Source organism: Streptomyces sp. NPDC033174 (assembly GCF_055577795.1).
This window is the reverse complement of sequence record NZ_JBVIPQ010000007.1, coordinates 152234-178534: the sequence shown is the minus strand read 5'-3', so window position 1 is coordinate 178534 and position 26301 is coordinate 152234. Positions and strand designations below refer to the sequence as shown.

Sequence of the window (26301 nt, the reverse complement as noted above, 5' to 3'; positions counted from 1 at the left end):
TCTCAGGCCTGAGCCGGAACCGCTTCAGCCGACAAGACGCACAGGCTCCGACAACACCGCGCGAGCGCTCTCGAAGTCGGCCAGACGGGCCGCGACCGTAGCGACGGCGAGGCGTTCCGGGAGGGCGGCAGAGAACTTGAGGCCGCGTACGGCCCGCTGGTCCACGTCGGGTAGGACCAGGCTCTCGCCGACCCTCTCGCGAGCCGCACGCCAGTCGGCCGGGGTGAGGTCTTCGCGCAGGCGCATCCAGCAGTCGGTGGGGCGTTGCAGAGGGTCCGTGACCGACTGCAGAGTTGCCCCGAGGGTGGCGTTGGCTCGGTAGCCGGCCCAGGTCCACCAGCGCACGTCGCTACCGACGCGCGTGATCAGTGTGGCGCCCGGGTGCACGGTGTCGGGGGCGTCGCTCTCACGCTGTTCGGCCAGGCACGCCTGGGCACGGCGCGTGACCGACACGGGCGGGTCCGCCCCGAGCAGCACCTCGCGCATGGCGCGGGTGAGGGCGTACGAAAGCCCTGCGACGCCACCGTTCATCCACTTGGCGATGCCGCCGCTGTCTGCGGGTTCGACGAAAACCCGTTTGCGCAGCCAGTCAATATAGGTGACCTGCCAGCTGCGTCCGCCGAGCAGCAGGCGCCGGGGCCCGGGGCGTTCCTCGGTGAGCACGCTCGGGTCGGTGCGGCCGATCTCCGTGCGTCCGGACAGCACGTTGAACTGGGGCGGTGCGGTGAAGGACGCGGTGAGTTCGATGAAGTGCCGCCTGCCGAAGCGACGTTCCGCCTCGGGCCCGACGAACAGCATGCCGCCGTCGTCGTCAAGGAAGCCCTCCTCGGCGAGGTGGCGCAGGATGGGGGCGGCGGACCGGTCGAAGGGTGCGAGTCCGTTCCACTGCCGGTCCCACAACTGGTCGCCGAGCTTGTGCTTTTGGAGGGTGACGGCGAGGAGTTGCTGGGCGACGAGATGGCGCGGCTCGGGCGGCGGGAGGACCGGTTCGACCCAGCCGCGCGACCACAGCAGCAGGATTCCGGCCGCCTGCAGCAGCGTGTCCTTGCGGGTGGTGAGGAACAAGCAGTTGCGCACAGTGCCGGAGCGTCGGCCGGTGCGGCCGATGCGTTGCAGGAACGAGGCGACAGAGGCCGGTGAGTCGATCTGGATGACACGGTCCAGGTCACCGACGTCGATGCCGAGTTCGAGGGTGGAGGTGGAGACGATGACGCAGTCGCGGGCCTCGGCGAAGGCCTCTTCGGAGCGGGTGCGTTCGTCGACGGAGAGGGAGGCGTGGGACAGGAAGACGGTCACTTCGCGGGCCCGGAGCGCGGCACCCAGTTGTTCGACCTGGGCCCTCGAGTCGCAGAAGACGAGCCGTTTCTCTCCCCGGTGCAGGGCCGCGATGAGTTTGGCGGCGTTGTCCAGGGAGCCCACGTAATCGAGCTCCACATCTCCTGCAGGCTTGGGAAGTTGTCCGGCCGGTGCCGCGCCACCGTGTCCGGACGAGCCGGGAGCGGGCGGCAGTTGCACTCCGGGGGCGACGACGTGGCCGATACGGTTTCCGGCGCCCGCCCCCTGCAACCAGTGCAGCAACTGATCGGGGTTACCGATGGTCGCCGAGAGTCCGATCCGCTGGATGGGGCGGCCGGTGAGCCGTTCCAGTCGTTCGAGTACGGCCAGTAGATGCCAGCCCCGGTCGTCGCCCGCGAAGGCGTGCACCTCGTCGACGACGACGGCCCGTACGTCGCCCAGCAGCCGGGCGTGGTCGGTCTTGACGCCGATCAGCATCGCCTCGAGCGACTCGGGCGTGGTGAGCAGGATGTCCGGCGCCTCGGTGCGGATGCGCTGCCGCTGGGACTCCTTGGTGTCGCCGTGCCAGAGCGCGGCACGCCGCCCCAGCCACTGGGCGTACGCGTCGACGCGGCCGACGAGGTTGTTGAGGAGCGCCTTGAGCGGGCACAGGTACAGCACCGAAGTGCCGGTCCACTTCTGCTCAGTCATGGCCGACAGCAGGGGGAAGCAGGCCGCCTCGGTCTTGCCGCCCGCCGTGGGCGCGAGCAGTACGGCGTCCTCGCCGCCCATGAGGGGGGTGATCGCCGCCCGTTGGAGGGGGCGCAGGTCGGGCCAGCCGAGGGTGTTGACGATGTGGTGCAGGACGACAGGATCGAGCCGGTCCAGTACGTCGGCCGGGCCGTCCCCGTTCGCGGTGCCGCCGACGAGGCTGCCGTCCTCCGCCATCACAGCTCCAGGTCGAAGTCGTCGGCCGAGGCGGGACCGCCGGAGACGGAGGCGACCAGGTTCCTCTCGACGTCGGTGAGTTCGCCGCTCGCGACCGTCAGCCGGTAGTGCTGCCGGGGATCGAAGTCGTCGAACTGGTCCACCCGGTCCAGGACGTCACCGACGAGCTTCTTCAGAAACAGCCGGGGTGCCACACCGACCTTCCCCCCCAGCGCCCCGCCGACGGCCCGCGCGAGGTCGGCGACGTAGGCGTCGCCGACGACCGTCTTCACGCGCTCGGGCGCCTCAGCGGCGTCCGCGTACAGGTCGCGGATGGTGATGCCGAGGCCGACCAGGGAGTCCTGGCTGAACGCGGGCAGCCGGATCTGCACGGCGCGGGGGTTGTCGAAGCGCGGATCGGTGGTGAAGTCGGTGGCGAGCCGCTGAGCGAGCGGAGCGAGGCGCTGCACGCCCTGCTGACCGTCGTAGAAGGCCGGCGTGCCGGTGATGACCAGGTACAGGCCGGGAAAGCGCCCCGAGTGGACCTCGTCGATGAGCTGCCGCAGCGCGTTGAGCGCCTTGTCGCGTGCGTCGGACCGGACCCGCTGCAGGGTCTCCACCTCGTCGAGGACGACGAAGAGACCGGTGTTTCCGGAGTCGCGGAGCACGGTGAGTAGGCCCTGCAGGAAGCCGAGCGCGCCGAAGTGGTCGAGGTCGCCGCGCACACCCGCGGACCGGCGTGCAGCGGCGGCCACGTGCGGCTGGCCGCCCAGCCAGGCGAGCACGGCGGCTGCGGTGGCCTCGTCTCCCTCGGCGAGCGCCGTCCGGTAGCCGCGCAGCGCGGTGGCGAAGGACGGCGCGTGCCGGGACACCTCGGCGAGCCGGGCGACGAGGAGCTTCTCGACCTCTCCTGGCAGTTCCTCCTCGGTCGCCCCGGCCGCGAGGGCGTCCTCCTCCAGCGCGTAGAACCAGGCATCCACGACCGGCCGCAGCGCGCTGGGCGGGAAGCTGGGCGTGGTGAGCCGTTCAGTGAGCCGCCGGTAGACGGTCTCCAGCTTGTGCAGCGGGGTCTCGTTCTCCGAGATCTGGATCTCGGCCACGGCGAAGTTGCGCCGCTTGGCCCGCTCCCCCAGCCACCGGGTGAAAAACGTCTTGCCGGACCCGTACTCACCGCGCACCGCCTTGAACACGGACCCACCGGACGCGACGGCGTCCAGTTCCGCGTCCAGAGCCGTCTCAAAACGGTCGAGTCCGGTGGCGAGCAGGTCGAGCCCGCGCTCGGGCACGGCCCCGCGACGCAGGGCGTCGATGACGATACGGCGACGGGCGGCGCTGACCTGGGCGGGGCGCCTCGATCCGGTGGTGCTCACGGGGACCAGTGTTCCATCTCTCGGTGCACCAGGACCTCAGCGAGATATCATGATGTCCGTTTTGTCAGCATGTTAGTTCGAGGGCATCACCGTACTCGCCGCCACCTCGCCGTTCGGGACGATCACGTGCAGGTCGACGCCGCAGCCTGTCATGCTGCCGAGCAGTACTCACGTGGCGTCGGTCTGGGGGTCGTCGTCCCAGTCGGTCGCCAGTGCGGCCGGCAGCGGCAGCCCGTACTTGTCGCACAGGAATCGGGTCTGGCAGTAGCGCTGGGCGTCGGCGGCCACCCTGCCGAGGATTGCGGAATTCATGCCGGCGCCGATGAGGACACCCACGATGGGCACGACCTTGGCGACGTTCTTGACCGGCACCCTGGAGCCGGCCGGGCCCAGTTGTTTCATCAACTTCTCGAGGGAGGCCAGCAGGCGGTGGTCCTGGCGGAGCTTCTGGGACCAGTTTATGCGGCCCTTGACCGCGTTCGCCGCCCGTGCAGTCTCACGCAACGGCTTGGCTTTGACGGCCTGTGCCATGAAGGACCACTGCACCAGGCGTTGGATGAAGTCCTGCTCCTTGGGATCTTTGGCGTCGTAGCCGTAGGAGTACGCGATGCGCGCTGCGATCGACGTGCTCAGGACCTGAACGACGAGGATGTCCGCTGTCATCGCGACGGGGACACCGGCGACGGGGACCATGGCCAACAGGCCCATGGCGCCGCCTTCGACTGCGCCAGCGGCCCGCCACTTGAGGGTGTTGCGGGTCAGCAGCCGGTCGCAGACCTTGAGGTCCTGCTGCCGTAGTTCGGTGAAACTGTCGAGTTCGAGGCCTCGTTTGCGGGCGAGTTTCTCGACGTTCTTCGGGTCGTTCAGCTCCAGGGCCGAGTCGTTGACCAGCTCGAGCAACGCTGCCGCGCCTGCGAGCGCCGGCCGCATGGCCTTGTCGGTGACCGCGTCGCCTGCGCGACGGATCGGTTCCGTGACCGCCTCCGGCACAGCGTCCTTGACCCGCCTCACGGCGTTTCCCGTGACCTCACCGGTGCGACCGAGCGCGGTACTCGCCCAGGTCGGCAGACCACGGCGGTCGTTGCGGCGCTGCCAGTGCTCGTTGAGCGTGTCCCACACCTGCCCCTCGTACTCGCTCATCGGGGTTGCACCGTCGACGAGTGGGTCGGCGTAAGTGCTCATTGGGGTTCTCCCTTTCTACTGTGAACGCCGGGTCCACGATGCCTACCATCCAGCCGACACGTGGGTGAGCCGCAGTGCGGGGGTCGATGTCCGAAGTCGACCGCACCGGCACCTTCAGGTTGCCGAGAAGCAACACTTCCCTCGAGAAAGGCCGGTCACCAACACACACTCATTCGCATGATCTAGGAGCTCGAACGCATCCCGCAGTAAAACGGCCACATACACCGGGAGTATGTCCACTCGGACGACGCGGCAGAGCGGGACGAGCCGGTCGAAGCTGCCCGCGTCGGCAACTGGCCGCGTGTCCTCTCCGTCGTCGCCCGCGCCGCCGAGAGCCCCGTACTCAACCACTGCGGGATCAACGGAGTTCGTCGTGACGGCAACCGCCGCCAGTGAGGTCATCGCGGCCCTTCAGCGAAACCTGCACGCCTCGGCCCTGCAGCATTTGCCACAGGCCGCGGCGAGCCTCCTGCCCCTCTCCTTGAAGCCGTTGGCATGCAACCTCAGCTGGACGGTGCTCGCAGTGATCTCGTTCTTCGGCGAACAGGTTGACGGTCACCGCAGAGCGCTGCTGGAATCACTCTCCGTACGCGCGGCAGGGCGAGAAGAGAGACACATGGCGGCACTGGACAACGTGAAACTCAAGGACGTACTCGCGGATGTCGCATCCGGGGCATTACAACTGCCCGACTTCCAACGGAATTGGAAGTGGGACGACGACCGGATCAGGGCGATCATCGCGACGGTGACGCTTGACTACCCGCTCGGCGTGGTGATGACGCTGCAGACCGGTGGTGCCACCCGCTTCCGTTCCCGCACGCTCACCGGGGCCCGCCCCGAGGGCGATCCCAAGGCGGACCTCCTGCTGCTGGACGGACAGCAGCGCCTCACCTCACTCTTCCAGGCACTGTGGCTGGACGCCCCGGTGGAGACGTCGGACTCCCGCGGCAAGCCCATCGAGCGCTGGTACTACGTCGACATCGAGAAGGCCGTCGGACCGTCCGCCGACCGCGACGAGGCGATCCTGTCCGTCCCGGCGGACAAGGTTCTCCGCACCGACTTCAACCGCACGGTGGTCCTGGATCTGCGCACCGAGGAGGCCGAGTGCGCGGCGGGTCTCTTCCCGCTGCACCTCGTCTTCGACGCCCAGCGTGTCAACCAGTGGAAGAGGAACTACATCAAAGCGGACGAGGAGCGGAACTGGGACCGCTGGGGCCAGTTCGACGACCTCGTCCTCCAGCAGGTCCGTGCCTTCCAAGTCCCGATGATCCGGCTGGCCGCCTCCACCTCCATGGACGCCGTCTGCGCGGTGTTCGAGCGCGTCAACACCGGCGGCGTGCCCCTGAATGTCTTCGAACTGCTCACCGCCACCTACGCCGGCGACCCCGAGTACGTGGAACGGACCGGCGACTACTACCAGCTTCCCGAGGTGTGGCGGGAGATCAAGCAGGCGCTGGCGTCGAAGTACCCGGTCTTCGGCCGGCTGGACAGCGGCCTGGAGAACGGCCTGAGCAGCATCGACTTCCTGCAGGCCATCGCCCTGGTACGCACCTGGGAGCGCAAGGAGGCGGGTGTCGGGGCCGCGGTGTCCTGCAAGCGGCGCGACCTGCTGGACCTCCCGCTGGCCGACTTCGTCCGCCTGGCGCCCGAACTGGCCGAGGCCTTCGCCTGGGTGGGCGATTTCCTGGAGCGGCAGTGCATCGTCCGGCCCAACGACCTGCCGTACAAGACACAGCTCGTTCCGCTCGCGGCCGTCCGCGCCATTCTCGGCGGCGACGAAATGGAGGGCCTGGGGCCGGAGGAGAAGATCGAGCAGTGGTACTGGTGCGGGGTACTGGGTGAGATGTACGGCGGCTCGACCGAGACGCGCTTCACCCGGGACGTCGAGCAGCTCGTCGACTGGATCCGGCAGGAGGACCGCGCACCCGACACGGTCACGGACGCCTTCTTCTTCGCCGAGCGGCTCGACGGCCTCACCACCCGCAACAGCGCCGCCTACAAGGGGATCTACGCACTGCTGATCAAGCAGGGCGCGGTGGACTGGCACTACACGGACGCCCCGCTCAGCCCCGGGCGGCTCGACGAGTACAGCGTGGACGTCCGGCAGATCTTCCCCAAGGCCTGGTTCCGTCGGGGCAACAGCCAAGGTCTGCCGACGAATTCCATCGTGAACAAGACCCCGCTGTCCTACCGTGCCACGATGGACATGATGGGGGCACCGTCGTCCTACCTCTCCACCCTGATCGCCGCCTCCGACATGCGCCCCGAGTGGTTCGACGACGTGGTCGCCACCCACCTGATCGATCCGGAGACGCTGCGCGAGAGCGACTACAAGCGCTTCTACACCGATCGCTCCCGGCAGTTGCAGGACCTGGTGCAGTCCGCCATGGGCAAGCGCACCATGCTCCGTGACCTGTCGGAGGGCGACGCCCGATGACCACCAGGCCCAGTGAGAAGGATCTCGCAGCGCTCAAGGGCAGCACCGTGCCCGTGCAGGAGATCCTCGACCTGTTCCAGGTACGGGTCCGCGACCACCGCACGGTGCACCTGATCTCGCAGGCGCTGGCGGACTCGGGGCTGACGACGCTGCCGGACTTCGCGGTCTGCGGACTGCGCAACAGTGTCGACGTGGTCCCCATCGCCTCCGTCCCCGCGCAGCCCGGGCCCGTCGAGAGCGACGCCGGGGAGGAGGCGGACGAGGCCCTCCCCTCGCTTCCCCAGCGGCTGCTGCTCGGTGACATTCCTTCGGCCAAGCGGGGCGTGCGCGGCGTCACCCTGGGCAACTCCCTGGCACACGCCACCTTCCTGATGCGTACCGAGAGTTTCTCCCAGGTGCCGGTGACCACCGGCATGGCGCAGATCCACGGCGTGGTCACCTGGGGTTCCGTGGCCAGGATGTACGAGGCGGGCAAGTCCGCCACACTGGAGAACGCCATGGAGAAGGACTCCCTCCCGGTCGCTGACGCGCGACAGGAACTCTTCGCGGCTCTCCCGGTGGTCAAGGAGCACGGCTACCTGCTCGTGCGCGGCGACGACGGCTGCCTGTCGGGCATCGTCACCGCCGCGGACGTCACGGAGCGCTTCGAGGGGTCGGCAAGGCCCTTCTTCATCGTCGGGGAGATCGAGTCCCTGCTGCGCCGCTGTCTGGGCGCGGCCCTGGACGAGGAGTCCGTCAAAGCCGTCCAGACGAACAAGAAGCCAGAACACCGCACCGGCCAGGTGTCGGACCTGATGTTCGGCGACTACCTGAGGCTCCTGGACGGCGACCAGACGAAGCAGTCGCTGGCCGAGCGCGCCGATCTCAACTGGGAGTCCCTGAAGTGGCCGAACATGCCCCGTGAGCAGTTCATCGGCCGTCTGAAGCGGGTGAAGGACATCCGTAACCGGATCGCCCACTTCGACGAGAAGCCGCTCCCCAAGCAGATGATCGAGGAGCTGACCGCCTTCGCCGCGCTGCTGCGGGCGTTCGTCTCCTGATCGCGCAGTCCCCGCCGGATCAGCAGGCTCACGTCGGGTGCGTGATCTCCGCCCACACGGTCTTCGTGTGGGCGTCTCGCGTCTGGCAGCCCCACTTGTCGGCGTACGCGGCGACGAGGAGCAGGCCCCGGCCCGTCTCCGCTTCCAGCGCGTCGGGGCTGATGGGCGTGGCGGCCGCCTTCGGGAGGCGTTCCGGGCGGGTGTCCACGACCTCGATACGGACGTCGCCCGGGAGACGTGCAAGCGACAGACGGAAGTCCCGGCCGGGCAGCCGGCCGTGAGTGATCGCGTTCGCAGGCGTTGAACCCCAAGGAATCCGTACGCTTCCTCAGGGGACTGGCGGGGGAGACCACAGCATGAACGTTGATGCTCACACCGGGTGCGGCGGAGGGCCAGCTCCACTGGCGCAAGAGCAGCTACAGCGGCTCGGGGGGCGGCGACCGCGCAGAATTCGCCACCACATCCGCCACCGTTCACATCCGGGACTCAAAGAAGCCCCTGGCGGCCTCGCTTACCTTCTCCGCAGAGCAGTGGGCCGCGTTCGCTGCCTACGCCGGGCATGAATCCGCCTTCTGACGAACGTCTCCTCCGTGCAGGCAGGCGGACCGCCTCAGCTTTACTGCAGCTCGAACTGGTCCCTCAGCAGGGCCGTGTGCAACCGAAGCGTGCGACCGTCGGGGAGGGTTTCCAGGACCTGGACCCCGTCGTAGTTGAGGAGCTGCCGCAGGACGGCCGCGAAGCCGTCGCCCCGTGTGGGCGGCAGGCCGACGCGCTGGGCGAGGGCGGTGACCGGGAGGGTGCCCGCGTCGACGAGGGTCGCGAGGGCCTTCCTGATCTGTTCCTGCGGCGGCTTGCGGGCCAGGAGTCCGAGCTGGGCCTGGTAGGTCTCCGAGGCGAGGAGGCCGTTGACCAAGGTCTCGTCCGGGGAGACCACGGTGGGGGTGACGAGCGTGTCGTCGCCCCCCGCAGTGACGGCCACGTCGAAGAGGGCGTCGTGGGTCTTCGCGAGTTCGGCCTGTTCCTTCTTCGGCTTGGCCGTCGTCCTCTTCGCCGGGGCAGCGGCCGGGGCCACCGGACTGGCCGCGACAGGATCAGCGGTCCGCGTGCCGGTGGACCACCACTCGGGCCGCTGCTCCCCCAACTCGCGCCATCCCCGGGGCGGTTCCGCGCCGAAGGGCAGGAAGGCCAGTACCGGGATGGTGAACTCGGCGAGCGACGCGCCGCCGTGGTAGCCGGCCTTGAGCGAGGTGTAGCGGGAGTCGGCGTCCCACAGGGCGACGATGGTCGCACCGGGCTCGGGCCAGACGACCCGGGGACCGGACAGCGTGATCTCCTGCTCGGCGAGCGGGCCACCGCCGGGGAGACGGTGCCGGGCGGACGGCGGTTCCGCCGCCTCCACCCGCAGACCATGCCGGTCGACGACGTGCCCGTGGTCGCTGGTGAGGATGACCGCCATGCCCTGGGCGGCAGCCACCCGCAACAGGTCACGAAGCCCGGCGACATGATCGACGTGCCAGGCGCCGTCGCCGAGCTTCTGCTCCTTGGCGAGCCGGTCGTCGATGGTGTTGAGGACGACCGCGACGTGTGTCTTGCCGTCGGTGAGCGCTTCGGTGAGGGCGGGACCGAAGGTGTCCCCGGCCTGCTCGGCGCGCAGGTCGTCCTTGTGGAAGACGGCGGCCGGAGCGCCGCCCCATAGCTTGTGCGCCGGGAACAACCGCTTCTCGTCGGCCTGGGTGCCCTTCATCAGCCGACCCGCGAACAGCGAGGTGCGGGAGACGGTGGTCAGGGTGGGCAGTGCGGCAGCCATGGCACGACGCTGCGGCCCGCCATGGGGCAGCGGGTCGAACTCGGCCCAGGTACGGCGCAGTTCCTCAGCGAGTTCGTTGGCGATGGCGGCGCTCATGCCGTCGAGGACGAGGAGCAGCACGCGCCGTCCCTCGCCGTGGTGGACAACGGGCTTCACCACCTGGTCGAGGAAAGTCTCCACGGTCAGCATCGCGCCTGGCTGGGTGCCGGACTCGGTCCAGACGGCGAGCGCGCGGGCGAAGGAGGCGTCGATCGCGCGGCGTCGTTCACGGACCCGGGTGCCGAGAGCATCATACGCGGCCTTCAGCACCGGGTCGGGGTCGCCGCCGGCCTCGATGTGTTCGAGGGCCAGGTCGACCCAGCCGGTCTCGGAGACGTGCCGCTTTATGGCGTCGCCCACGGTGGGTGACTCGGCGGGCAATTCAGTGGCCAGCCAGCGGGCGAGTCGCTGGCCCATCCGGGCCCGTTCGATACGGGCGGACTCCTCCGGGTCACCGGCGAGTTCGTGCTCCGCCAGGTGCCGTACGGCGTCCGTCACCGCGTCAGTGTCGATGGCAATGGCGAGGGCACGTCCCACGGCGGTGAACCGGGCCTCCAGCCCACCGGTCATCACCGGGCTGGACTCGACGGCCTTCTCCGCACCGAACTGCCGGGCCAGGGCCGCCGCCCGGTCGAGGACGATGCCGATCAGGCGGCGGGCCTCGCGCGCCCGGTCCGGGTCCGTCGTGCCGGCGGTCCGGTGGCCGGTGGCGAGCAGGGCGACGACGTACTTCTCGGCGGCCCGGCCGAAGACGGACACCAGCGTGTCCAGCTGGTCACCGGTGGCCGGAGGCCGGTCTCCGAAGTAGCGCTCGGCTCGGCCGCGGGCCTGATATGTCTCGGGAGCGGGCTCGGCGTGCTCCCACAGAGCCGCACACACCAGGCCGAAGGCGACCGCGTCGGCTCCGCGTTCGGCGTCGACGAGGGCGAGGAGGGCGCGCCCGGCGAGTCCGGCCTGGTCGTCCTCGCCAAGGAAGGCGGCGAGTCCGGTCCGTTCGGGGCCGCGCAGTCCGAGGAGCCGTTCGGGGCCGCCCGCGCGCGTGGACCAGTCCAGCAGGGCCTGTGCGTCGAGCCGTTCGTCACCGGGCCGCTGGGCGGGGGCGATGGTGCTGTCGGTGTCGTAGCGGCCGAGGCGGAGGCGGCGCTGGGCGAGGGCGGTGAGGGCGTACTGCCGGGAGAGCCAGCCGCCGGAGACGGGCGGCCAGCCGCCGGGCGGGGTGGCGTCGAGCAGGGCCTCGGCGGCCCAGTTGGCGTCCTTCAGACGCGGGTCGATCTGCCGGGCGCCGAAGGCCTCCCGCACCACGTCCCAGCCGTCAACGGTGTCGATGGCCTTCTTGTGGACGCGGGCGAGGATCGCGGGGTCGAGTTCGTGCTGTTCGCGGTCGGTGAGGACGACGAGGACGGCGGGTCCGGGGGCGCGGCCCGCGAGGTGGTCGAGGACCAGTTCGTGGACGGCGAGCGGAGACGGCGCGGCTGTGACGCGCGCGGTGCGGCCCTCGGCCCAGGCGGGCTCGGCGGGTCCGTCCCACTGGGGTGCGGAGCGCAGCAGGACGGCCCTGCGCCGGTCCTCCCCTCCCGGCCGAAGGGAGGCGACGAGCTGCGGCTGGGAGGAGAGGTACTGGGTGACGGTCGCGGTGTTCAGCCGGACCGCGCCCGGTACGGCGGCGGAGTCGGTGGCGGGAGCGGTGGTGGTCATCAGTCGACGACCCGCCAAGTGATCTCGATGGTGGCTTCCGGGTTGCTCTTCGCCAGCTCGGTCAGTTCCGACTCCAGCGCCTTGACCGCTTGACGGGCGGTGGTGGTGCGGCGGCCTGCGGACTGCCCTGCCGTGCCAGTGCCTTGGGTGGAGGTGGGCTCCTGGGTGAAGGGGATACGCGGGTCGCTCGTCGGCGTGTTCAGGGACAGGTCGTCGGGCTTGACCGGGTCCGTGGCCGCGGGAGGCGTGACGGGGGCGGGCGGCGGGGCGGCCGCCGCCTGGTTGCGCTTGATCAGGGCCAGGATCTCCCGCTCGGTGCGCTTCAGCGCCTCGCGCAGGTCTGCGGTGCGCTGGTCGCCGCGGGCCACATTGCGCAGCGAGTCGAGCAGGGCCGCGCCCTCCACACCGAGACCGATGCCGAGTTCGAGGGTGTGCCAGGACGCCTCGGTCACAGCGCGGGCGACGCTGCCGGCCTGCTTGACGGAGGTGCCGTACCGGTCGGCGCTGACCTCGCCCAGGTCGAAGGCAACGAGGGCCTCCACGGTCTTCTTGGCCCCAGCTCCGCCCTGCGCCGCGCCGCAGGTGAGCGTCTCCAGGAACTGGAGGGAGCGCCGGGCGAGGGCGAGGCGTCCGGTGTCGTCGGTCTCGTCGAGGCCGAGGAAGGTGGCGTGCTCCTCCAACCGCCGTACGAGTTCGGCGGCGTCCTCCTTGAGGGAGCGGGCGGACTCGAGGATCTGGCGGGCGAACTGGTTGACCATGCGCCCGCGGCGCAGGGTGGGCGCCTTCTGCCCGAAGATCGTCTCGTAGCGCTGCCGTGCGGTGGCCCAGTCGTCCTCGCTGGGCAGGGGCTGGCTGCGCAGGGCGTCGTGGTCCTTGATGGCGGAGAGTTCGGGCGCGGGGTCGAGGACCGTGCCGCCGCGCACCCACACCCGGTCATCCATCTCGGCGAACGAGGCGACGACGAGCCGGGCGAGGAAGTCGGGCAGGCCGCGCGGCTCGGGCTGGTCGGTCCAGTCGGTGAGCGTGATCAGCGTGAGGTCGCCGGTGGCGCCCTGGGCGCTGGCGAGCTGCCGGAAGTGGTCGGCCCAGTAGCGGGACAGCTCGAAGTACGCCTCCTTCTGCTGTCCAAGGCGTAGCGGTCCGGCGACGCGCTGCATCAGCTTGCGGTCACCCGCCGGAACCTCGACGCGTCCGTCGCGCGCCTCGGCGGCGGCCCGTACGTGGGTGAACACCTTGCGCGCGTCGACGGGCTTGACGGCGGTGCCGGCCGCGTCGGGGTCGAGGTTGGGGTGAGCCGGGTACTGGTGGGCGAGCAACTTCCCCGCCACGTGCCGGATGCCGTCGTGCAGGGACTGCCCGAAGGACAGGGTGAGGTCGTCGACGTCGGGCAGTGCCACCAGGTGGTCGTCGAAGTCGACCACCACGTCGGCGGCCTGCTTCTGCGCGAGCCCGTACGCCTGCTTGAACGCGCCCTTGACCTGCTTGAGCAGAGCGTCCCGCTGGGTCTCCAGCAGGCCCTTGGCGCGGCTTCGGTTGTCGGCATTGAGGTGTCCGGCGTACTGGGTGTCGAAGCGGTGCTCGTCAGCGAGGGCCTTGTCGATGACCACGAGCCGCCGGAAGTCGGCGAGGCGCTGCGCGGACAGGTGCGCGGGCAGCCAGGCGATGCTGCGGGACCGCTCGCCCTGCTGGCGTTCACGCAGCCGCTGCATACGGTTGGCGTCCTCGACGGGCCCCCACTCGCCCTCGTCGAAGGGAAGGTCTATGGCGATCCGCCAGCAGCCGTCCTGCTGCGGCATCAGGTCGTGGTCGGGCAGCTCGTCCTCGTCGGCGACGTTGCCGAAGACGACCTCGGCGGTGCGGGCAGTGCCGCGCCAGACAAAGCTCAGCTCGTCGGCGAACTGACCATGTTCGACGCCCAGTTCCTCCGACAGCAGACGCCGGGCGAGGGCGACGCGGTTGCCAGGGTTGTCGTTGACCTGAGCGTTGGCGATGACGGAGTCGACATCGACGCCGGACAGCTCCAGCCGGACACCCGGGTTGGTGTCGGTGCCGGTCTCCTTGATCTCGGGGAACCGGGCCGCCCACTCGGCGACCTTGTTCTTGATGATGCCGACCTCACTGCCCGGGATCGGCGCCATGACCGACCCGTGGTTCAGCGCGCCGAGCCGACGGATCGTCAGCTCGGACAGCGCGGGCACGCTGGGCGCGAGCGCGGACAGCAGTAGCGTGCACACCAGCCGGTTGTCGCCGACGAACAGGCGGCAACGGTTGGCCAGTTGCGGGTCACCGAGGGTGTCGGGCCGGTTCAGGTACTGCTCGACGTCGTCCTCAGTGATGTCGTACGAGCTGAGCAGGTACGGCCGGAGCTTCGTCTTGTACAGCTTGTCGGCGGCCTCGAAGACCACCTTGAGGCTGTCGGTGAACGGCTTGTCGCCGCCCTCCGCGATCACCGGGTACAGGTCGCCGACCGGGATGAGCTGGCCGAGCCGGATCTCGTCACGGTGGTCGGCGAGGAGCTGACCCATCAGCTTCAGACCGGTACGGGAGCGCTGCAGCGCGGACGAGATGTGGACGAGGGTGTCCATGAACGCCGGCGAGAACGGGTACGTCAGCCGGAACGACTCCGCGTCCGCGCCGGTCGTGCCCTTGTCGGAGCCGAGCAGGGTGTCCCACACCTGCGTGCCGACCCGCTTGGTCTGCTCGAAGGCCGCGTCAATGAGGCGTTCCGCCTCGGCGTTCTTCGGCTTGAGGAGACGGGCGTGCGCGATCTGCGGGAGGTTGCGGTCCTCCAGCGTGATCTTGTCGAACCGTCCGGAGGCCAGGTTGAGGGTGTCCTGAATGGACGACTCGGCCGCCCCTGACACCTCCTCGCCGACCAGCTCGCGCAGATCGCGCTGGCGGGCGATGAACGACACGACGGGGATGGCGCGGCGGGCGTCGCCACCCTCCACGAAGTTCGTGATCTTGCTGGCTTCGCGGGCGACGAACTTCTCGTCGTGGATGAGGGTGGCGAGCCACAGGATCAGCTCGTCCATGAAGAGGATCAGGCCGTCGTAACCGAGCGACTTGGCGTGCTCGGCGATGACGGAGAGACCGGCGTCGAGGGAGATGAACCCGTGCTCGTCCTCGGCGGCGTTCTTGGCGAAGCTGGGCGAGAGGCGCGTGATCGCGTCTTGAACGAGGCGTGCTCGCAGCTCGGAGGGAGTGGAGGGGCTGACCAGATTGAGGACCTCACCTGCCTCGTGCACCTCCTCTGCGGTCAGCGCCGTGTCGAGGAGGTCCGGGGTCCAGGTGAAACTAACGCCCCACTCGTCCTCGTCATCGTCGTCGGACTCTCCGGAGCTGAGGCGCTGAATGACGGCCGCATCGCCGTAGCTGGCGCGGTCGGCCCGGATGTCGTCGAACAGGCCGTCCGTCCGGTACACCTGCGGAGTGGGCGCATCGGGGTGCAGCCGCTTGACATGACGCACATAGCCGCCGAGCACGCGCTGTTCGAGGGCCTTGGCACCGAGCATGTGGTACGGCACGAGCAGGAACTTCTTGCCGTCCGTGCCGAGCCACTCGTGCTTGGTGAGTACGGAGTCGAACTCGGTACGGGCGCGGGCGGCCGGGTTGCCGCTGAGCAGCGCATACAGCACAGCCATGAAGTGCGACTTACCGGAACCGAAGGAACCGTGCAGGTAGGCGGCCTTCGAACGGTCACCGTCCAGAGCGGCTTTGATGAGGTCGAGGGCCTCGTCGAAGTTCTCCAGCAGCCGCTCCGTGACGACGTAGTCCTTGAGCGCGTGCTCGGCGCCGCCCGGTGTCGTGGCCTCGGCGAGGGACAGCACGAAGTCCGAGGTGGAGATGGACTCCTTGATGTCGATGACATCGCGGAGGAGCGGCTGCTGGGCCATGGTGTGTCTCGCTCTCCTTACGGGTGCGGCGCGGGACGGGGCTGCGGGAAGGACGGGTTGGCGGGAGGCGGCGGCCGAGGCTCAGTGGCTGCCGCCTCCTGGGCTACTTCTTCGGGGCGGCGCGGCGTCCTCGGGTGGCGGCCTGGGGACGCCAGGCCCGCAGGTCATCGTCGGTGAGACCGTGCTCGCCCTGCAACTGCTGGCGGTAACCGGCGAAGAAGTCAGCTGGGGAGCCGCTGTAGAGCATGTCGAACTCGTTGTGCCACTGATACAGCCAGGGCTGCAGTTCCAGCAGGCCGGCGAGGAACGGCGTGATCTCCTCGGTGGTCAGGGCGGTGTTCGTGAAATACGTCGCCAAGGCCTGCGCCTGCTCGCGGTGGTCCCAGCCCGCCCAGCCGTACAGCTCGGGCGTGGCGGCATTGGTCTGCCCGTAGGAGATGAACCGCTCCTTGGGTACGTCCAGCTTGCCGCGCGCCTTCCAGTAGGAGGGGCGCAGGAAGTCGGCCGAGGTGTACTTCGGCGGCACGGGGATGGAGTCCCGGATCTTCCGCTTGGCCGGCTCGTCGGGCGCGGCGTCCTCCTTGCGCTGGAGGTCCCACACCTCTTCCCAGTCGGCGCGCTTCTTCAGCCCGGAGGGCTTGTAGCGCAGGGCGGAGAGGAACGGCACGTGCTCATCGGTGATCAGCTCGGCGACGACCTTGGGGAGGTCCTTGCGTGGCGCGTAGAGCTTGGCCACAGAGACGAAGTCTTCGTCGCGGGAGAGGGCGTCCGTGAGGCGGGAGAGGGTGAGGATGGTCGGCTGACCGTTCTCGTCAAACCAGTGGTCGCGGTTCTCGATGCGGTCGAGCAGCCAGGAGCGGAGGGCCTTCTCCTGGAGGGCCTCCCATCCATCCGTCTTCCAACGACGCTTGTACTCCGGTCGTTCCAACGTCCGGATAGCCCGGGACTGCTCTATGGCGTTGATCCGCTTACGCACCGCTGCCTTGTACCGCTCGGGCCAGTCAGCGGGGAGTTCCGTAGTCAGGGTGGAACCATGGCGTCGGAACCACTCATCGGGCGCCTCGCCAGTAGCGACCCGGCGAGCCAGCACAATCTCGAACGTCCGCTCCCCAAGGGCAAGTTCGGGCACAGAGTCCTCGGGGGCCCGCAGGTCCTCACTGTGCAGGGAGTACAAGAAATAGACCTGCCAGTCCAACTCCTCCTGCAGGGCGATCATCCTGGCGCGGAGAGAGTCCCAGCGCACTTTGGCCTCACGGAGCACGGAAGCGGTAGGGGTCTCCTTCTCAGCAAGGGCCGAGGGGGAAGTGGCGGCAAGCTGCTGGGCGAGACCATCAAGAGCCCTGCCAAGCTTCGTCGGATACTCGGGAGGGATAGGGAGCTCCTGGAGTTTCGTGCCAGTGAACTCGAATGAATTCTTCCACGCCTCGCTACCCATGGCCGAGTATCCAGCGTCTACACGAGCACCGCCGCCCTCACCCTTATTGTGAGACACCTGCTGAAGCCAAAAACAGGCTGTCGAGCTATTGAGAAGCCCGAGCAACCGCAGATGCTCCTCCTCACTCGCTCCCTCTCGCAGCTTGATCACTGGCGCATGACGATTGAACACTCTGCCGCCGCGATCCAGTACGAAATGGTTATGAGTTGCCACGAATGCAAACATGATGGAAAGGGGCGTCTTGTAAGCTGACGCCGTGTACTGCATATAGTCCCACCACTTCAGGCCTGCTGCCGCCATGTCCCCTTGGAAGGTACTTCGGGCCTCAAGCAATCGACGCATCGGCCAGAGTTCCTGCGCAAGGCTCGCGACATCGAGGCCTGGCAGATAAGGAAACCAGATCGCCTCGTCAGGACGGGAAGCCCAATCCCGAACCACGTCACCAGTGAGGAACGGCAGTAGACCCCGACGGTCGGCACGAGTCTGATATGTAGCCCGGATCGGTCGAAGATAAGCACCGTCAGCACCAACTCGAACAGCCCGGCCGATTGGGGGCTCAATAACCGACTTGAGCACTTGGTCGCTCACTCGCCCAAGCTGATCAACCATCTCCAATCCACCGTCAGTAAGAATCCAGGGCTGCTTGCCGAAGTACCTCTGGCGGTCCAGGTCGTCCACGGACACCCACTGACTCACCGACCCAGGCTTATCGATTTGCTCTACGATGGCATTCCAAACCAGGCCTTCTTCGGCATTCTCTGGCGCAGAAGGTTCGCCCTGCACACTCCGAATTGTACGAATCGTTGCCACACGCCCCTTCCCGGCCCGGCGCTTGCCAACCAGAATGACAGTCGGTGTGCCGTGCCCCGGGATGTATGCACCCGACGTGTCAATAACCTCGGTCAGTTCGACCTTATGGGCGAAATAGTCTTCAATGAGCTTCGTGCCGAATTCTCTCTTCATGAAGGAGTTGGCGGTGATCTGACCGGTCATCCCGTATCCTCGCCCCTCGGCATCCCCGCGCTTGGCCAGTTCGAAGAACCGCTGCGCGAAAGGTACCGACAGCGCATACGTACCCGCAGCGGCGTCGTATAGCTCCCGATACAGCACGTTGAGACTCTTGTCCTTCACCGTGATGTACGGCGGATTGCCCACCACCACGTGGTACCGGCCCTGCTCCAAAATCCCGGGGTGCTCGTGCACGTCCTCCGTAGCGTATGCGAACGTCACAAGCTCGTCCGATTCCCCCTCAAAACCATCAAACAACCCCATCTGTCGAGCTTTGATGAGGGAGTCCCCCACCGCCAGATGGATCGGCCACTCATACTTAGCCCCCTCCGCCAGCGTCCATACCCCACTGGCCGCCATAGCCGCAACCAACAACCGGAACCGCGCAATAGCCACCGCGAACGGGTTGACGTCCACGCCGTGCACCGAGTCCAGCGCTTCCCCCACCCGCTCATGCACATCGCGCCCCGGCTGGCCCTCCGCCCACAGCCGCACCAACCGCCGGAACGCCCCCAACACAAAGTGCCCCGACCCACACGTGGGGTCGATCATCTTCAGGCCCTCGTACCCGAACTCCCGCACCGCCGGGTTCATCGTCCGGTCGAGGATGAACTCCTCCACGAACTCCGGCGTCTGAAGCAGCGCATACGTCTTCCGCGCAGCCTCACTTAGGTCCTGGTACAGGTCACCCAAGAACCGCGTGTCCCAGCCCCCCGTGCCGTCCTCGTTCAGCGGGTCCGTGAAGTCGTGGACGAGGACGCCCACCTCGTCCCTCCCCCGCCAGAACTCGACCAACTCCCGCGCACCGTCGTGCGACAGCGGAATCTGGTACAGCGGGTTGTGCCGCCTGTCGAACAACAGCCGACCCGCCTGGCCCGCGCCCAGTTCGTCGAACGCCTTCTCCAGCCACCCGCGGTAGGTCGGATCCTCCTCCGCCTCCACATACGCGTCGTACCGCGCCTCCGCCAGTTCCCGCCGGTCCCCGTCCGCTCCCGTCAGGTACGGCTCCGGGATCAGCCGGTTGTCCTCGCAGAACCGCACGAAGACAGTCCCCAGCACCCACGCCACCGCGACCTGGGTGACCCGCTCGTCGAGCCACGAGTTCCACGTCGCCGCCGTACGCCCCAGCTTGCGCGCCTGGTCGTACTCGGCGCGCAGCCGCGCCCCGACGTCCCCCAGCGCCTTCACCTGCTTGCCGAGGTCGGTCTCGACCGCCTTGACCTGCTGCTTCAGGTCGTTCAACAGAGCCTTGCGGTCGATCACTTCGCATCTCCCTCGACACTACGCACCACTACCTTGCCGGACCCACGGTGGACGTTGTCCACCCACGTGTCCGGAAGCTGAATCCACTCCCCCAGGCCGGCCTGGTACGGCACGGCCACCTGCCCGAGCCGTGGCTCGCGCGCGGGGTCGCTCTGGGGAACGAGCAACCACAGTCCCCGACCACCCCGCCGGGCCACCGAAGCGAGCCGATGCAGGACGCCCATCGCGTCGTACCGGGCGAACACCCCGGCCTCCGTCAGCAGCACCGGCCCAGTCCCGGCGCCGAGCCGTTCCTCGATGCGCGGCGCGACCGCACCCCACGCCGTCTGCGCGTAGTCCGCGAACCGCAGCGCACCCGTCGAGCCCGGCTTGGCCACGTCCGCCTTGAGCAGCGTCTCCCACGTCGGCTTGGTGCCCGGCGTGACCTGGGCGTGCAAGGCCTCGATGAACAGCTCGGTCACCGAGACGGCCTCGGCGCCAAGCCGTTCGGCGCCCAGTTCCCGTATGGCGTCCCGCACGAGCCGCTGGCTCACGGTCAGCACCCGGTAGCCGTCCCGCCGCGCGGACGCGGCCAGCCGCTCCTCCGCGCGCACCGCGCTCGCGAGCAGTGGGTCGTCGGCGTACCGCGTCACCGCGCCCGTATGCGTGGACTGCCGCCAGGCACCCGTCGTGAGGTAGCTGGACGCGTCGTCCACCCGCGTCGGCAGGTAGCGCAGCGTCTTCGTGTCCTCCCGCGTGCCGAGCGACAGCTCGAAGCCGGCCTCGCGCAGCGCCTTGGTCAGCGGGCCGGCGGTCGGCAGGTCGTGGGTCAGCCCGCCGCGACCGTCGGGCACCGTCAGCTCGGGGAAGCGGGCCCGCAGCCGCTCGTGGACCTCCTCACCGGTCAGGCCCGGCTGCGTCGCCTCCGGCTTGCCCGGGATCCAGCGCACCAGACCGGCCTGGGTGAGCCGCAGCGCCCGTACCAGCGACAGGTCGCGCGGGTAGATCTCCAGGCGCGGGGTCGCCGCCGCGTTCACGGAGGCCGCGGCGGCCAGTTCGACCATGCGACGCTCGTCCCAGTCGACGGTGCCGGGCGGCATCTCCAGGGCGCCCAGCTCCGCCAGCACGGTGGCGGCCGTCGGCAAGGTGTCCAGCCGGGCCAGCCGGTCCGCCGTACGGCCGAGGCGGCTCGCGTAGTCCAGCAGGCCCGGCGCGGTCGGGGTGTCCGGGGCGTCGTCCTCGCGGACGTCCAGGGCCAGCAGGCCGGCGCCCAGCGACTCCTCCGTCGCCTTGCGGTTGGGCTGGTGCTGGAACTCGGCCTCGTCCGGGACGAGTTGCTCGATCTCGACGACGGCCCGTACGGCAGCCAGCGCCAGCGCCCGGCGCTGCTCACGCCCAGCGAGCTGGCTGCCGCGCCGGACGGCGAGGGCGTCCGCGATCTCCACCGCCGACGCGACCCGGCCCATGCCCGCCAGCAGTTCGATAATCTCCGAGCGCAGGGCCTGGACCGCCCGGTCGGCCTTCCATCGCTTGCGCTCCTCCTTGAGCATCTGCGGAATGCGGCCCGCGCTCAGGTTCAGCGCCGCGGCGACGTCCTTCTGCTTCGGCCAGACGCCGATCTCCGGCAGCAGCCCGTGTTCGTCGGGCAGGCGCAGCAGCAACCGGACCATCTCGGCCTTGTTGCGGTTGGAGCCGTTGTTGTTGACGACCGGGACGAAGATCGTGGCCAGGGCATCGAGGCTGATCGAGCGCAGGGCGCGCGCCGACAGACCGCCGGCCGCGTCGCTCGTCGCCAGGGTGTCCGCGAGGGCGGACTCGGCGGCGGTGAGCTGGTCCAGCTCCTCCTTAGCCTCCGCCCGGCCCTCCGGTGTGAGCGGCGAGGCGGGCATCTCACGCAGCTTCTCGCCCCACTCGCGCTGGCGCTTCTGCACCTCGTTGCGGGTCTTGGCGCCCAGGCCAGGGGCGTTGACGAGCTTGCGGCGGCTGTAGTCCAGAAGCCCGCCGACCGTGGTGATGCCGAGGCCGTACAGGAAGGACTGAGCGGCGCCCGTGAGGCCGGAGACACTCAGCGGGGTGTCGAGGGCGACCTCGGCCGCCAGGCGGTCGCGCTGTTGCTCGGCGGTCTCCGGCTCGGCGTCCGCGATGGCGCCGCGCTGCACCGCCTCGCCGTCAGCCCCCGCCTCGGAGGAGGTCGCCGTGTGGCGCGTGCGGTGGCTGGACGGGACGGTCTGCGAGGCGTCGAGGAAGATCTTGCGCCAGGCGTCCCGCATGGGCTTCAGCTCGGGGAACCGCTTGCTCGCGTCCCGGTGCAGTGCCTTCTGGAAGAAGGCGACGAGCCCGTCCCGTACGGCCGGGTCGAACGCCTCGGCGGCGATCGTCGGGTACGGCCACTCCTTCGCGTCCGTCATCCTGGGCAGGACGCTGCCGTCGCCCCATTTGGGCAGCTCGCGGCTGGCCATCTGGTGCAGGGTGACGGCGACGGCGTACCGCTCGGCGTGGGAGTCGTAGGAGCCGCGGGTGATGACGTCGACGAACGGGTCGAGGTAGCCCTCGGTGCCCGCGTCGGTGCTCTTGGCGGGGTAGCCGGCGAGCGAGAAGTCGATCAGGACCAGTTCGCGGGTGCGGTTGGGGCGGATGCGGATGGCGATGTTGTCCGGCTTGATGTCGCGGTGCCAGACGCCCTCGCCCTCCAGGAAGTCGACGGCGCCGAAGAGGTAGTCGCCGTACGCCTCTAGCTGGTCGACCGGGAGCCGGCCGTCGTCGCGGAGCTGGCGGGCCACTGTCTCCTCGCGGCGGCGCGGGGCCTTCCGCTCGCCCGCCGCGTCCACGCTGTCGTCGCGCTCGTCACCGACGTACTCCAGCGCAAGGACGGTACGGCCCGCGATGCTCAGCGGCTCCGGTTCGACGAGGCGGATGATGCCCGAGTGGGGGCGCAGGCGGCCCATCACGTCGGCCTCGCGGATGAGGATGTCGCCGCGGTTGTCGGACAGGGCGACCTTCAGCACGGCCAGCGGACGCGTCCTGCGTGCCTCCGCCTCCAGGTCGCGGACGAGGAAGGCGCGGCTGGTGGAGCCGGTGCCAAGGCGGCGGCGGATCTCCCAGCGGCCGGCGAGTACATCGCCGGGGACGGCGTCCAGCGGGTCCTTCTCCGGGGCGTCGGCCGCCTCGGCGACGGTCTCGGCGGCCGGGGCGGTGAGGGAGTCCTCGACGACCTCGAGCATCTCCAGGAAGTCGTCGACGCTGTGCAGGCGCTGGTCCGGGTTGTAGGCGGTGGCCGCCTGCACCAGTTCGTCGACGTCCTCGGACAAGCCGTCCACCAAGGAGCTGGGGCGCAGGCCCTCGCCAGCCTCCAAGCGGGCGCGCAGCTCGGCCTGGCTGGCGGCCGGGGCCTTGCCGGTGGCCAGCAGGTAGGTGAGGACGCCGAGGCCGTAGACGTCGAGGGAGACGGGGTCGGGGCGCAGGGCGGTCAGCTCGGGGGCCAGGTAGGGGTCCTCGTCGTCGGCGAGGTGCATTGCGGACAGGGCAGTCGGCGCGAGCCGTGTCGCGCCCTGTCCCTGGGAGGAGTCCCCGGTGCGCTGGGTGGCGATTTGCCAGTCGGAGATCTTCAGCCGGGGGCTGAGCCAGGCTGCCTCCTCGCCGACGGCCTTGCCGGGGCCGCCGTCGGGGCGGGGCAGGACGTGGATGGAGCGGGCGGCCAGGGCACGGTGGTGGATGCGGCGGGCGTGCGCGGAGCGCATGGTCTCGGCGAGCTGCCGGACCAGGGCCATCCGTCCGAGGATGTCGAGCTTCTCCCCGTACTGGACCAGGTACTCGTCCAGCTTCATGGTGCGGTCGTCGTAGTCGAAGACGAGGGCGGGGCCGGAGGGGTGGCCGGTCGGGAAGTACTGCCGGTAGGAGACGACGCCGGGGTGCCGGAAGCGCTGGAGAACGGCCGCCTCGCGGCGGGCGGCGTTCTCCACGGACTGGCGCAGGGAGGCGTCCGAGCCGCGCTCGCTGAGGTAGACACGGACGCGGGCACGCTCGGGCAGCTCGGTGTGGCCCGCCTTGTAGTCGGCCCAGGTCTGGCCGGAGTCGAAGGGGGTGCGCTCCAGCTCGTAGGGGCCGACTTTGTACTGGGCCTCGCTACGGCGGATGCCGATGCGCTCCAGCGCGGTCTTGATCTCGCGGGAGTCGATCGCGGTGATGCGGCGCCGCTCGTCACGCGGGGGCTGCGTGAGCATGTCGACCAACTCGGCGACCGTGTACACGCCGTTCTGGTCGTGGGCGGGCAGGCGTACGCGCAGGGCGTCGTCCGTGAAGCAGACGGCTTCGCCGACCCACACCCGGCGGGCTCCTTGGCCCTGGCCGAGCAGGCTCGCCAGTTCCTTGGCCTTCTTGTTGACCAGGTGCAGGGGGTTGCCGTGGGTGCGCCGACGGCCGCCGGGGGTGGTCTGCACCCAGGTCCCGTTCTCGGACGTGACCGAGCCGTGCCAGTCCTTCAGCTCGATCATGTACATTCCGCCGGGCGCGACGACCAGCAGGTCGACCTCGCGGACGTGCCCCGTGTTCGCGGTGAAGGTGAAGTTCGACCAGGCGCGCCAGGGGTCGGAGTCCGGCAGCTTCTCGCGGATCGCCTCCAGGCCGCGGTGTTCGTGATCGAACTCGGACTCGGTGACCGTGATCCACCGGCCTTCCCGCATGCCTGTCCCCACTCGTTTCGTTCCTCTCAGGCCCGCCGTTCCCCGAGGTCGAGCCTGTCGCAGATCCTAATGGTTGCCTGGTACATGGGAAGAGTCCGTGAAGGACGGGACTATAGGACATTCAGCCCACGCGGGCTGGATGCTCGCGCCGCCTCTTGCCGATACAGGCGACAAGAGCCCCGATCAATGACATACGCGAGCAAAACGCCCTTCACGTCGCGTCGTAAGCGAGTTCAGCCAGAGCGAGAGCCTGCTTCAGGGTGTTTTCATCACGAATCTGAATGTTCACCCTGTATCGAGGGTGGCCAGTTGTGAGCGGATAGGCGTCCGGTGCCAGCTCCGCGATCTCATCATTGTGCTGCAGACGAAAGTTGATCAAGCCCGTGGACGCGAAAACATAGGCGAAGCCGCCGAACTGGCCGCCCTTGCGGCGGAGGCGGAGGTACCCGGAATAGTCGAGCGGATCGCCCTCCTGCCACGTCTTGCGCTTGATGCCGTGCACTCCGACGCTCTCCCAGGAGCCAGCTTCCGCCATGAAGTCGATGAACTGCTGCGCAGCGGGGTTGAAGGCGAGCTGCGCCTTCACCGTCTCCTGCCCCTCGTCCGCCACCCCCGGCACGTCGCCCTCGACCTGCCATCGGAAGTCCACGACGTCATCACTATCGGGGTCAGCGACCACCTGAGGCCTCCGGCGAGCGGTGTCGACCGTGCCGGGCTGCTGCTGCACAAGCTCACGGACCACCTTGGGTGCATCGAGCTCATGCGGTGTGCCCTCGAAGCAGAGATAGGTGAGCTTCACGGGTCCCCCTCCCGTTCTACGGACCGTGTCGGAGCGGACACACTAGCGCTCTCGGCGACATCGATGACGGCAGGCCGGAGGCAGCCCCAGAACCAGTGCTGACCGGAAACGCACTTGCCCCACCTCGGTGTACGTAGGCTCGCCATGGCATGTGAGGCCTGGGCACATGCCATGGCGATGAGCCGATCACCTCGGAGGTGGAGATGGCGCAGGAGTCAACCGGGCCGTATCCAGTGGACGAGCTGCCGGCCGCGGTCCGACTGGAGATCGCTGCCGAGCTGCGCAGCGACGGCAGCGTGCGGCTGACCACCGCTGTGGACCTGGGCAACTCCCCGGCGAACGTGCAGATCCGTGAGGACGACGCGGCCGGGTGGTGCACACTCGCCGAACGCCTCGGAACAGTGGGCCAGCCCGAACACCCGGTGCGGCTGGAGAGCGCCGGGTGGATGGTCGGCCGGGGCAGCCCGCGGCGTCACCGTTCCTCGACCGCCAGTCGGTCCGCGCATGGTCGGCGCACCTTGCGAAGCGGATAGTGGACGGCGTGCAGGTGACGGTCACCACCAGGAATCCGCAGGAGCCGACGACCGGTGCGTCGGCGGAACGTGTCCAGGACCTGGTCGACGAACTGCGTGGGGTGGGCTGCAGGGTCGAGTTCCGCGAGCGGATGCACGAGAAGGTACTGATCCTGGACGGCAGCGTGCTGTGGCATGGCTCGTTGAACCCCCTGGCCAAGAATGGCCCCACCGACCTGATGATGCGGCTCACCGATCCGGTGGCGTGCGAGCGAGTGGGACGGGTCATCGAGCGTGCCCGCAAGGAGAAGGAGGCGTGGAACCCACGAGCGTCGGGCGCGGGGAAGGCCGGCGGAGCGGGCCGCACCGACGGAGAGCGCCTCTATCTCGAAGTCCCCTGCGCGGACAGGAACGAGGCCAAGGAGCAGCTCGGCGCCCGGTGGGATCCCAGGCGCCGAAAGTGGTACGTGGACGCCGCCAAGGTCAGCCGCGAGCAGGCTGCACGGTGGCTGCCGCCGGCGTCCTGACGTCCGTTGAAATGCCGCACGCATGGCTGCGTTGAGCGCGCACGTCGTCCATCGCCGGCAGACGGGCTACCGACACGCGCAGACGCGGTTCCTCGTTCATGTGACTACACAATTGCGCGTGCCGTAAAGTTACTCGGGCTGCGCATCCTCCCGGAGGGGTACGAGCGCGGAGTTCATGCGCCAGTCGGCGGCATGTGAGCAGTGATGGTGAATCGCCGCGTGGATTCGCGCGGCGTGTGAGTGGATGCCCGGTGGGCCGTCCCCCCACCATTCCTGTCTCACCGCCAAGGAGTGGTCACCAATGAACCCTGCCGAGTACAAGCCTGCGCGTTTCGCCCGGCTCCGTAAGGTCCTGGTGGACGTCGCCATCAATATCGTCGCCAACCTGTTGGTGGCCGCGATGATGTCGACAGCGCACCTGCTCTTCTGAA

Annotated in this window: 16 protein-coding genes; 6 read left to right on the top strand and 10 right to left on the bottom strand. The window is 69.0% G+C overall.

The window, feature by feature from the left end; genetic code table 11:
- Positions 1 to 24: 24 nt before the first annotated feature.
- The 4 genes from ACZ5VC_RS22775 to ACZ5VC_RS22760 all read right to left on the bottom strand — a co-directional run bounded on the left by ACZ5VC_RS22775 (position 25) and on the right by ACZ5VC_RS22760 (position 5156).
- Positions 25 to 2223: a DEAD/DEAH box helicase gene (locus ACZ5VC_RS22775; RefSeq protein ID WP_469121862.1), complete on the bottom strand. Its 2199-nt coding sequence runs from the start codon at positions 2221 to 2223 to the stop codon at positions 25 to 27.
- A complete protein-coding gene (gene brxD / locus ACZ5VC_RS22770) occupies positions 2223 to 3572 on the bottom strand; it encodes a BREX system ATP-binding protein BrxD (protein WP_469121861.1) in 1350 nt (449 codons plus the stop codon). The genes ACZ5VC_RS22775 and brxD overlap by 1 nt, the downstream gene beginning before the upstream one ends.
- Before the next feature lie 168 nt (positions 3573 to 3740).
- Entirely contained in the window at positions 3741 to 4754 is a 1014-nt protein-coding gene (locus tag ACZ5VC_RS22765; protein WP_469121860.1) for an EcsC family protein, read from the bottom strand.
- Positions 4755 to 4868: 114 nt separating this feature from the next.
- Complete coding sequence (locus tag ACZ5VC_RS22760) at positions 4869 to 5156, bottom strand: hypothetical protein (RefSeq protein ID WP_469121859.1); 288 nt, start codon at positions 5154 to 5156, stop codon at positions 4869 to 4871.
- Between the two features lie 214 nt (positions 5157 to 5370).
- Between ACZ5VC_RS22760 and ACZ5VC_RS22755 the strand changes: the two genes are divergently transcribed.
- On the top strand, positions 5371 to 7191 hold the full coding sequence (locus ACZ5VC_RS22755) for a GmrSD restriction endonuclease domain-containing protein (RefSeq protein ID WP_469121858.1): 1821 nt from the start codon (positions 5371 to 5373) through the stop codon (positions 7189 to 7191).
- Complete coding sequence (locus tag ACZ5VC_RS22750) at positions 7188 to 8231, top strand: CBS domain-containing protein (protein ID WP_469121857.1); 1044 nt, start codon at positions 7188 to 7190, stop codon at positions 8229 to 8231. Before ACZ5VC_RS22755 ends, ACZ5VC_RS22750 begins: the two co-directional genes overlap by 4 nt.
- A gap of 28 nt (positions 8232 to 8259) precedes the next feature.
- Here the strand turns inward: ACZ5VC_RS22750 and ACZ5VC_RS22745 are convergent, their stop codons facing one another.
- Complete coding sequence (locus ACZ5VC_RS22745; protein ID WP_469122130.1) at positions 8260 to 8517, bottom strand: ATP-binding protein; 258 nt, start codon at positions 8515 to 8517, stop codon at positions 8260 to 8262.
- Between the two features lie 80 nt (positions 8518 to 8597).
- Between ACZ5VC_RS22745 and ACZ5VC_RS22740 the strand changes: the two genes are divergently transcribed.
- A complete protein-coding gene (locus tag ACZ5VC_RS22740; protein ID WP_469121856.1) occupies positions 8598 to 8807 on the top strand; it encodes a DUF397 domain-containing protein in 210 nt (69 codons plus the stop codon).
- 40 nt (positions 8808 to 8847) lie between these two features.
- Here the strand turns inward: ACZ5VC_RS22740 and pglZ are convergent, their stop codons facing one another.
- The 5 genes from pglZ to ACZ5VC_RS22715 all read right to left on the bottom strand — a co-directional run bounded on the left by pglZ (position 8848) and on the right by ACZ5VC_RS22715 (position 24831).
- A complete protein-coding gene (gene pglZ / locus ACZ5VC_RS22735; RefSeq protein ID WP_469121855.1) occupies positions 8848 to 11772 on the bottom strand; it encodes a BREX-2 system phosphatase PglZ in 2925 nt (974 codons plus the stop codon).
- Positions 11772 to 15668 carry a BREX-2 system ATPase PglY gene (gene pglY, locus ACZ5VC_RS22730; protein ID WP_469121854.1) on the bottom strand — a complete coding sequence of 1299 codons (3897 nt, stop codon included), beginning with the start codon at positions 15666 to 15668 and terminating at the stop codon, positions 11772 to 11774. Before pglY ends, pglZ begins: the two co-directional genes overlap by 1 nt.
- 103 nt (positions 15669 to 15771) lie before the next feature.
- A complete protein-coding gene (gene pglX, locus ACZ5VC_RS22725) occupies positions 15772 to 19374 on the bottom strand; it encodes a BREX-2 system adenine-specific DNA-methyltransferase PglX (protein ID WP_469121853.1) in 3603 nt (1200 codons plus the stop codon).
- Positions 19371 to 24032, bottom strand: a complete 4662-nt coding sequence (gene pglW / locus ACZ5VC_RS22720) for a BREX system serine/threonine kinase PglW (RefSeq protein ID WP_469121852.1) — start codon at positions 24030 to 24032, stop codon at positions 19371 to 19373. Before pglW ends, pglX begins: the two co-directional genes overlap by 4 nt.
- 211 nt (positions 24033 to 24243) lie before the next feature.
- Positions 24244 to 24831 (bottom strand): hypothetical protein, encoded by a 588-nt coding sequence (locus ACZ5VC_RS22715; protein ID WP_469121851.1) that lies wholly within the window; start codon positions 24829 to 24831, stop codon positions 24244 to 24246.
- 203 nt (positions 24832 to 25034) lie between these two features.
- Here ACZ5VC_RS22715 and ACZ5VC_RS22710 point away from each other — a divergent pair, with 203 nt between their 5' ends.
- The 3 genes from ACZ5VC_RS22710 to ACZ5VC_RS22700 all read left to right on the top strand — a co-directional run bounded on the left by ACZ5VC_RS22710 (position 25035) and on the right by ACZ5VC_RS22700 (position 26300).
- Positions 25035 to 25364, top strand: a complete 330-nt coding sequence (locus ACZ5VC_RS22710; protein WP_469121850.1) for a hypothetical protein — start codon at positions 25035 to 25037, stop codon at positions 25362 to 25364.
- A gap of 8 nt (positions 25365 to 25372) precedes the next feature.
- Positions 25373 to 25870, top strand: a complete 498-nt coding sequence (locus tag ACZ5VC_RS22705) for a DUF5710 domain-containing protein (RefSeq protein ID WP_469121849.1) — start codon at positions 25373 to 25375, stop codon at positions 25868 to 25870.
- Between the two features lie 301 nt (positions 25871 to 26171).
- Complete coding sequence (locus ACZ5VC_RS22700) at positions 26172 to 26300, top strand: DUF6408 family protein (protein WP_469121848.1); 129 nt, start codon at positions 26172 to 26174, stop codon at positions 26298 to 26300.
- Position 26301 lies beyond the last annotated feature (1 nt).

Coding starts and splice junctions, on each gene's coding strand:
- ACZ5VC_RS22700 (WP_469121848.1), top strand. CDS start 26,172: ATGAACCCTGCCGAGTACAAGCCTGCGCGTTTCGCCCGGCTCCGTAAG.
- ACZ5VC_RS22775 (WP_469121862.1), bottom strand. CDS start 2,223: ATGGCGGAGGACGGCAGCCTCGTCGGCGGCACCGCGAACGGGGACGGC.
- pglW (WP_469121852.1), bottom strand. CDS start 24,032: ATGCGGGAAGGCCGGTGGATCACGGTCACCGAGTCCGAGTTCGATCAC.
- pglZ (WP_469121855.1), bottom strand. CDS start 11,772: ATGACCACCACCGCTCCCGCCACCGACTCCGCCGCCGTACCGGGCGCG.
- ACZ5VC_RS22765 (WP_469121860.1), bottom strand. CDS start 4,754: ATGAGCACTTACGCCGACCCACTCGTCGACGGTGCAACCCCGATGAGC.
- ACZ5VC_RS22750 (WP_469121857.1), top strand. CDS start 7,188: ATGACCACCAGGCCCAGTGAGAAGGATCTCGCAGCGCTCAAGGGCAGC.
- ACZ5VC_RS22760 (WP_469121859.1), bottom strand. CDS start 5,156: ATGACCTCACTGGCGGCGGTTGCCGTCACGACGAACTCCGTTGATCCC.
- ACZ5VC_RS22755 (WP_469121858.1), top strand. CDS start 5,371: ATGGCGGCACTGGACAACGTGAAACTCAAGGACGTACTCGCGGATGTC.
- ACZ5VC_RS22740 (WP_469121856.1), top strand. CDS start 8,598: ATGCTCACACCGGGTGCGGCGGAGGGCCAGCTCCACTGGCGCAAGAGC.
- pglY (WP_469121854.1), bottom strand. CDS start 15,668: ATGGCCCAGCAGCCGCTCCTCCGCGATGTCATCGACATCAAGGAGTCC.
- ACZ5VC_RS22710 (WP_469121850.1), top strand. CDS start 25,035: ATGGCGCAGGAGTCAACCGGGCCGTATCCAGTGGACGAGCTGCCGGCC.